We start from the raw sequence: 7823 nt of genomic DNA on the forward strand, positions 1-7823 counted from the left end.
GCGATAGAGCGCGACAGCGTCCTTCCTGAACTCCTCCGGATACGGAGACTTGCGCCCCACCTGGACATCCCTCCCTGGACCATCAAGATCCATTGTCAGGGTGTCCACTCCAAAGGATCAGCCTCAGTCGCGGGGCAGCCCCAGTGCGTCGACCAGCCGGTCCAGCGGGACGTCCTGCCACTCGTGGGCCCGTCCTGTGGTGTTGTGCACCCGCCGGACGAGCTCGTCGAACCCGGGCCGCCCCGACAGATCGATGTGCAGCGGCACGGTGTTGACGACCATGCCCATCATCTGCTCGGTCTCGGCCAGCCGCCGGTTGGCGACGCCGCTGCCTACCACCACGTCCTCCTGGAGGCTGTAACGGGACATCAGTGCGGCGAATCCGCTGAGCATGGCGGTGTAGAGGGTGATGCCGCGGGCGCGGCTGTAGGCGCGCAGCCGGCGGCCGAGTGCGGCGGGCAGGTCGACGCGCACCGACGAGCCGTTGAAGCTCTGCGCGGCGGGTCGCGGGCGGTCGGTGGGGAGGTCCAGCGCGGCGGGGGCGCCGGACAGTTCGGCCGTCCAGTGGTCCAGGAAGGCGTCGAGTACGTCGTCGCGCAGCCAGTCGCGCTGCCACAGCGCGAAGTCGGTGTAGGCGATGGGCGGTTCGGCCAGCGGGGCCGGGCGGCCCTCGGCCAGCTCCGGGTACAGGGCCTGCAGTTCGCGCAGGAACAGCGCGTACGACCAGCCGTCGTGCACGAGGTGGTGCTCGACGTGGACCAGGGTGTGGTCGTCCTCGGCGTGCCTGATCAGCGCCCAGCGCGCCAGTGGCGGCGCGGCGAGGTCGAACGGGGCCTGTACGGTCTCCCGGACGATCGCCTCGGCGCGCTCTTCGCACTCCTCGGCGGGCACATCGGTCAGCGGCAGGGGCACGGGCATGGGCGGCTGCGGGAACTGCATCGGCGTGCCGTCGACGTCCTTGAACGCGGTGCGGAACACCGCGTGGCGACGCACGATTTCGGTGAGGGTCGCGCGCAGGGCCTCGGGGTCGAGCGGTCCGCGCAGCCGCACGGTCGCCTGCGCGTTGTAGGCGAGATTGCCCGGTGCGAGCTTCTCCAGGAACCAGATCCGCTCCTGCGGGAAGGACAGCGGCGCGGGTTCGGCTGCGCCCGACTCCCACGAGGCGGCATGGATCGGTGGTACGGGAACGCCGACCGGCGCCGAGTCGATCGCCTCGGCCATGGCCGTCATGGTTCGCGCCTCGTAGATCCGGCTCAGGGGCAGCTCGCGGCCGAGGTCGGAGCGTACGCGTGCGGCCAGCCTGCCGGCCAGCAGCGAATGGCCGCCGAGCTCGAAGAAGTCGGCGTCCGCTCCGACCCGGTCCACGGACAGCAGCTCGGCAAGGATCGCGGCCAGCGCCCGTTCGGTCGGGGTGCTGGGCTCGACGAAGGCGCCGGGCGCCGCGGCGCGCCGCTCGGGGGCGGGCAGCGCTTCCCGGTCGATCTTGCCGCTGGGCGTCAGGGGCATCCGGTCCAGCGGCACGACGGCTGTCGGCAGCATATGGGCGGGAAGCCGCTGAGCGAGGTGGTCGCGCAGCGCCTCGGCGTCCAGGCCCTCGAGCCCGTCGTTGCCGTGGCCGGTGACATAGCCGACGAGTTCAGGGCCTGCCCCGCCGTCTCGGGCGATCACCACGGCGTCGGCGACGTCCGGGTGTTCGGCCAGCTGGCAGGCGATCTCGTCGGGCTCGATCCGGAAGCCGCGGATCTTGACCTGGTGGTCGATGCGGCCGAGGAATTCGAGCTGTCCATCCGGGTGGCGGACCACGCGGTCGCCGGTGCGGTACAGCCGCGCGCCGGGCTCCTCGGCCCCGGCGCCGGGATCCGGTATGAAGCGCTCCGCGGTCAGTGCGGGCCTGCCGAGGTAGCCGCGGGCCACGCCCTGTCCGCCGATGGCCAGTTCGCCGGGGGTGCCGTCCGGCACCGGTCGCAGCCGCTCGTCGAGGACGGCGGTGCGCGCGCCGTGTATCGCCGTGCCGATGGAGGGTTTGCCGCCGCCGGGGGCCAGTTCGGCGACAGTGGCCCACACGGTCGTCTCGGTGGGGCCATACGCGTTGAACACGCGGCGGCCGGGCAGCCACTGTTTGGCCAAGTGCTCGGGGAACGCTTCACCGGCGCAGACCAGCACGGCCAGATCCGGCAGCTCGGTCGGGGGCAGGGTGGCCAGCACCGAGGGCGGCAGCGTGACATGGGTGATGCGGTGGTCGCGGAGGACGTCGGCCAGGCCGGGGCCGGGCGCGATGTCCTCGCGCGAAGCCAGCACCAGGGTCGCGCCCGCGGACAGCGCCATGGTCATCTCGAAGACCGACGCGTCGAAACTGGTCGGCGCGAACTGCAGCACCCGGTCGTCCGGGGTGACGCCGAAAGCGTCGGCCTGGGCGTGTACGAGATTGGCGAGGCCCTGGTGTGTGAGCGCGACACCCTTAGGGCGGCCGGTGGAGCCGGAGGTGTAGATGACGTAGGCGAGTTGGCCGGGCAGCAGGTGTGAGCCTGGGCGGGCTGCACCGGTCTCCATGGGCCGCTCGCCGTTCAGCTTCTCCAGGTCGACGATCCGCAGGTCGCCGTGCGCCAGCCGGGAAGCGGTGCGGGGGTCGGAAACGAGGGTCGAGACACCGGAGTCGGCGATCATGTACCGCAGCCGGTCGGCCGGATAGGAGGGGTCGAGCGGCAGCCAGGCTCCGCCCGCGCGCAGAATGCCGAGCACCGCGACGGGCAGGTCGAGCGACGCGGCGGCCGCGATGCCCACGATGCTGTCCGGGCCGACGCCCGCGCGCTTCAGCTCCACCGCCAGGCGGGCCGACCGGTCGGCCAACTCCCTGTAGGACAGCCGTCGGCCGCGGAACTCGACCGCGGTCGCGTCCGGCGTCGCCGCAACACGGCGGTCGAATACCTCACCGAAGAGTGGAATGGTCTCAGTCATTGTCCGCGAGTTCCCCTGTTGTTCTCGCTGAATTGTTTCCCCGCCGTACCGGTCCACCGGCCGCTACCGGTCCATCGGCTCGAAGAGCCAGCGGGCGCGCCCCGGAGTTTCTATGACGAGCCGCGAGCTACTTCCGAAACGGAATTCCGCGGGCGTATAAATCTCCGGCCCCGGGGGTCCCTGAGATACCAGGCCGATCTCGATTTCCGTGACGCGTTCCCCCGCTGCGTCGTCGACGTCAAGACGGATATCGAGGCCGGGACCGCGCAGTTCACGCGAGCCGCCCTCCCGCTCGGCCGCGCGATATCCGAAGACGGCGAGTGCGTCGGCGATGCGCTGGGCGCGCTCCGTGCCGACGGACAGCCTGACCCCGGTGATGTCCCGCATCATCCGGGTCCCGTCGTACGGCGTGCCGAGCGCGGCATCCAGATAGTCGCGCCGGCGCCGTGTCCCGTCCGGTGCCGGACGCGCGCCGATGGACCGGAAGTACTCGTCGGTCACCTCGTTGAGGAAAAGCAGCAGCGGGCTGGCCTCGCCGAGGTCGACGCTGATCAGGTGGTACCACGGCTGCTGTTCGTCGGACCCGTCCACGGTGCGGCGTACCAGGTCGTAGTGGTACTTGGCACGCCCCGAGGCGTCGAGCTGCGCGCGGGCGGCCGCCGAGGAGCCCGGCTCCTCGAACGAGAACACCAGCCCTCCGGTCAGCGGTGAGGTGCTGGGCAGCGCCGTGCCGAAGAGCTCGATCAGCGTGTGCTCGCCCGCCACTCCGAAGGTGGAGTACGCGCCCGCCACCGAACTGTCCGCCTCCTTGCGCTTGATCCGCCCGAAGCGCTCCCCTATGAAGTCGCTGCGGGACACGTCCTGGTGCGCCTCCTCGTCCAGCAGCACCATGATGTGGTCGATACGGGGCACCGGCCCCTGGCCGCCTCCCGCGGATCCGCTCGTCACACGCCGCTCCGATCTGAATTTCCTGATTCCAGGACTCCGGCGGCAGAAGTCTTACAGCGGCCGGTCCGGAAAAGCACCGGGGGAATCCCTGTGTACCCTGGGCCACACCCTGGGTCGGGTCCCTGTACCGGCAAATTGGCGCTTGACACCACCGAGTTGGCCCGGTGACTATCGGAATCTCGTTTCAGCGACCTAGGAGTGCCGTGCACATCGAAATCCTTGGCACCGTCTCCGTCACCGTCGGCGGACAGGAACGCGGAATCCGGGCGAACAAAGTGCGCGCCATGCTCGCGACGCTCGCGCTGGAAGCCGGCCGACCGATATCGCATGTGGCACTGGCCGACGAGTTGTGGTCGGGTCGGCCGCTCGGGAATGTCCACAACGCCCTGCAGGCGCACGCCGCCCGCCTGCGCAAGGTGCTCGACGGCCCTGCGCACGAGCGGACCGCCGGGAGCGTGCTGCGCGCCGTGCACAACGGCTATGTGCTGGACGTTCCGCACGAGTGTGTGGACGGCAACCGATTCCTCGCGCTCGCTGCCGAGGGCTCGGCGGCCCTGCGCGGCAACCCCCGCCGGGCCGTGGAACTCCTGGAGTCCGGACTGCGGCTGTGGCGCGGTCCTGCGCTGCTCGACGCCGGTGACGGGCTGCGCTGCCGGGCGGCGGCGGCGCTGTTCGAGGAGCGGCGGCTGGCCATGTGCGAGGACCTGGCCGACGCCAGGCTGGCCATCGGCGAAGCCCGCCAGGCGGCCGCCGAACTGAGTCGCCTCGTCGCCCAGCACCCGCTGCACGAGCGCTTCTGCGAGCAGTTGATGGTCGCCCACTACCGGACCGGTCGGCAGGGCGAGGCCCTGTCGCTCTACCACCGGACCCGGCAGCGGCTGGACGAGGAACTGGGCCTGCGGCCCGGCGCCGCGCTCCAGCGGCGCTACGCCGAGATCCTCGCCCAGGACACGGCGCTCGCATCGCCGTCGGCGAGCTGGTCCGCCGCCTGCGAACCGGCGGGAATAGGCGCATGAGCCGGGCCGCCGTACTGACCGGGATCGGCAGCTGTCTGCCGCCCCGTGCGGTGTCCAACGCCGAGCTCGCCGCCGCGGTGGAGGGCAGTTCGGACGAGTGGATCCGCTCGCGGACGGGCATCGCCCGGCGTCACTTCGCCGACCCCGGCACGGCCACCTCGGATCTGGCCGTGGGCGCGGGCCAACGGGCCCTCAAGTCCGCGGGCGAATCCTCGGTGGACGCCGTGCTGGTGGCGACGGCCACGCCCGATCGGCCCTGCCCGGCCACCGCGCCCCTGGTGGCCTCGAAGCTGGGCCTGGGTGGCACCGCCGCATACGACGTCGCGGCGGTGTGCACCGGATTCGTCTACGGCCTCGCCACAGCCGCCGGACTGATCGCGACCGGCACCGCCGACCGGGTCCTGGTCATCGGCGCGGACACCTATTCCAGCATTCTCGACATGACCGACCGATCGACCTCGGCGATCTTCGGTGACGGCGCGGGAGCGGTGGTACTGCGCGCGGGCGAGCCCGACGAACCGGGCGCCCTCGGGCCTTTCGACCTCGGCAGCGACGGCGAGGGATGCGACCTGATCACCGTCAGGGCCGGGGGCTCGGCCCAGCGGCTGTCCGGCCGCGACCCCGACCCGAAGGACCACTACTTCTCCATGGCCGGCAAGGAGGTCTTCTGGCACGCGGTGCAACGCATGGCGGAGTCCTCCAGGACAGCGCTCGGCCGCGCGGGCTGGCAGCACACCGATGTCGACTGGTTCATCGCCCACCAGGCCAACGAGCGCATTCTGCACCGGCTCTCCGACGAGCTCGGCATCGCACCCGAGCGTGCCTATAGCAACATCGCCGAGGTCGGCAACACCGCGGCCGCCTCCCTCCCCCTCGCCCTCGATCACGCGTCGGCCTCCGGTGCGCTGCGCCCGGGCCACCGGGTCCTGCTCACAGCCTTCGGCGGCGGCTTCACCTGGGGCTCGACCGTACTGACCTGGCCGGAGACCGGCCGGGCCTGACACCCACGACAACCACACGACGACCGCACGATGAAAGGGGAACCCGTCATGACAGCCATGTACGACAAGCTCGTGGACCTGTTGGTCAATCACTTCAAGGTCGACCGCTCGGAGATCAAGCCCGACGTGACCTTCGAAGACCTGGAGATGGACTCGCTCTTCCTGGTCGAGCTGCTGCTGGTGGTCCAGAAGGAGCTCGGCGTCCAGGTCAGTGATGACGCCGCCTCACCCCGCGACACCATCGGACGCGCCGCCGAGGTGATCGAGGAGCAGGCCGCCGCGGCGACGTCGTCATGACCGCTTCCCCCATCGCCGTAACCGGTCTCGGCCTGGTCACCGCGGTCGGCATCGGCGCCGAGGACAGCTGGCGGGGAGTGTGTGCGGGCCGGTCGGCGGCCCGGCGCAACCCCGAGCTCGAGGGACTGCCCGTCGACATCTCGTGCACCGTGCCGGACTTCGACGCCACCAAGCGGGTCGGCCGGCGCAGCACACTCGTCCACGACCGGTTCGTCCAACTGACCGTCACCGCGGCGCGCGAGGCGGTGGCCGACTCCGGACTCGACCCCAAGACGTGGGACGGTGCACGGGTCGGCGTCGTCATCGGCTGCGGGCTCGGAGGGGTCTCCACCTGGGAGCGACAGCACCGGAATCTGCTCGGCGAAGGACCCGGCGCGGTCTCCGCGCTGCTCATTCCCATGCTCGTGCCGAACATGGTGGCGGGCCATCTCGCGATGGAATTCGGCGCCACCGGGCCCAACTTCGTCACGGCGACGGCCTGCGCCTCCGGCGCCACCGCAATCGGGGCCGCGCTGGACCTGCTGCGCGACGACCGGTGCGATGTGGTGATCACCGGTGGCGGCGAGGCGGGCGTGAGTCCGCTGATCGTCACCGGGTTCGCGCAGATGGGCGCGCTCTCCAGGCGCCTGGACGAACCCGGTGCCGCCTCCCGCCCCTTCGACGCGGACCGCGACGGCTTCGTCATCGGCGAAGGCAGCGGCGTCCTGGTGCTGGAGCGCGAGGTCGACGCACGGGCCCGCGGCGCCCACATTCGGGCGAGGATCGCCGGTTACGGGGCTTCGGCCGACGCGCACCACATGACGGCACCGGACCCCGAGGGCGCGGGAATCCACCGCGCGCTGCGCGCCGCCCTCGCCGACGCCGACGTGGCGCCGGGCGACGTCGACCATGTGAATGCGCACGGCACGTCGACCCCGCTCAACGACGCCGCGGAGTCACGGGCGTTGCGCGCGCTGCTGGGCACCGAGGCGGCGGTCACCTCGACCAAGGGCGTGGTCGGGCACACCCTCGGCGCGGCCGGCGCGATCGAAGCGGCGCTGACCGTACTGACCGTGGAGACCTCGACTGTGCCGCCCACCGCGAATCTGGAGAACCAGGATCCGGACATCGACCTGGACATCGTGTCCAAGGCCCCCCTCGACCGGCGGATCGATGTCGCGGTGAGCGACTCCTTCGGCTTCGGCGGCCAGAACGCGGTCCTGGTCTTCACCTCCGCCTGACCACATACGACATGCGACACCACGTGACAGTTCTGACAGCGAAAGCGGGCTTGTGACCGAACACTTGAGCAAAGGTCCGTTCGACATCATCGTGGTCGGCGCCGGATCCGCCGGCTGCGTCGTGGCGCGCCGTCTCGTCGACCAGGGCGCGAGCGTACTGCTCCTGGAGGCGGGAGGGCCGGACACCAACCCGGCCATCCACGATCCGCTGCGATTCGGCGAACTCTGGTTCAGCGAACAGGACTGGGGGTACCGGACCGAGCCCCAGGAGCACGCCGCCGACCGCCGCCTGCACTGGCCGCGCGGCCGGGTGCTGGGCGGTTCGAGCTCCCTCAACGCGATGATCTACACCCGCGGAGAGGCGATCGAATACGAACACTGGGCAT

7 protein-coding genes are annotated in these 7823 nt (G+C 71.1%); 5 read left to right on the top strand and 2 right to left on the bottom strand.

What is annotated here, in order from left to right; all coding sequences use genetic code 11:
• Nucleotides 1-123 precede the first annotated feature (123 nt).
• Both ACTWQJ_RS41830 and ACTWQJ_RS41835 read right to left on the bottom strand, forming a co-directional pair.
• Entirely contained in the window at nt 124-2955 is a 2832-nt protein-coding gene (locus ACTWQJ_RS41830; RefSeq protein WP_443311650.1) for an amino acid adenylation domain-containing protein, read from the bottom strand.
• A gap of 63 nt (nt 2956-3018) precedes the next feature.
• Nucleotides 3019-3903 (bottom strand): DUF5829 family protein, encoded by an 885-nt coding sequence (locus ACTWQJ_RS41835; protein ID WP_443311651.1) that lies wholly within the window; start codon nt 3901-3903, stop codon nt 3019-3021.
• Nucleotides 3904-4106: 203 nt separating this feature from the next.
• On the opposite strand from ACTWQJ_RS41835, the gene ACTWQJ_RS41840 reads away from it, so the two are divergent.
• From ACTWQJ_RS41840 to ACTWQJ_RS41860, 5 genes are all read left to right on the top strand, one after another.
• Nucleotides 4107-4919, top strand: coding sequence for an AfsR/SARP family transcriptional regulator (locus tag ACTWQJ_RS41840; protein WP_443311652.1), 813 nt, complete (start codon nt 4107-4109; stop codon nt 4917-4919).
• Entirely contained in the window at nt 4916-5920 is a 1005-nt protein-coding gene (locus tag ACTWQJ_RS41845; RefSeq protein WP_443311653.1) for a beta-ketoacyl-ACP synthase III, read from the top strand. Before ACTWQJ_RS41840 ends, ACTWQJ_RS41845 begins: the two co-directional genes overlap by 4 nt.
• 48 nt (nt 5921-5968) lie before the next feature.
• On the top strand, nt 5969-6217 hold the full coding sequence (locus tag ACTWQJ_RS41850) for an acyl carrier protein (protein WP_443311654.1): 249 nt from the start codon (nt 5969-5971) through the stop codon (nt 6215-6217).
• Nucleotides 6214-7437 carry a beta-ketoacyl-[acyl-carrier-protein] synthase family protein gene (locus ACTWQJ_RS41855; protein WP_443311655.1) on the top strand — a complete coding sequence of 408 codons (1224 nt, stop codon included), beginning with the start codon at nt 6214-6216 and terminating at the stop codon, nt 7435-7437. Before ACTWQJ_RS41850 ends, ACTWQJ_RS41855 begins: the two co-directional genes overlap by 4 nt.
• Nucleotides 7438-7501: 64 nt before the next feature.
• The coding region (locus ACTWQJ_RS41860; protein WP_443311656.1) for an FAD-dependent oxidoreductase at nt 7502-7823 on the top strand (322 nt) is incomplete at its 3' end.

It is taken from the genome of Streptomyces sp. KR55, from assembly GCF_052245645.1.
GTDB classification, from domain to species: domain Bacteria; phylum Actinomycetota; class Actinomycetes; order Streptomycetales; family Streptomycetaceae; genus Streptomyces; species Streptomyces flavusporus.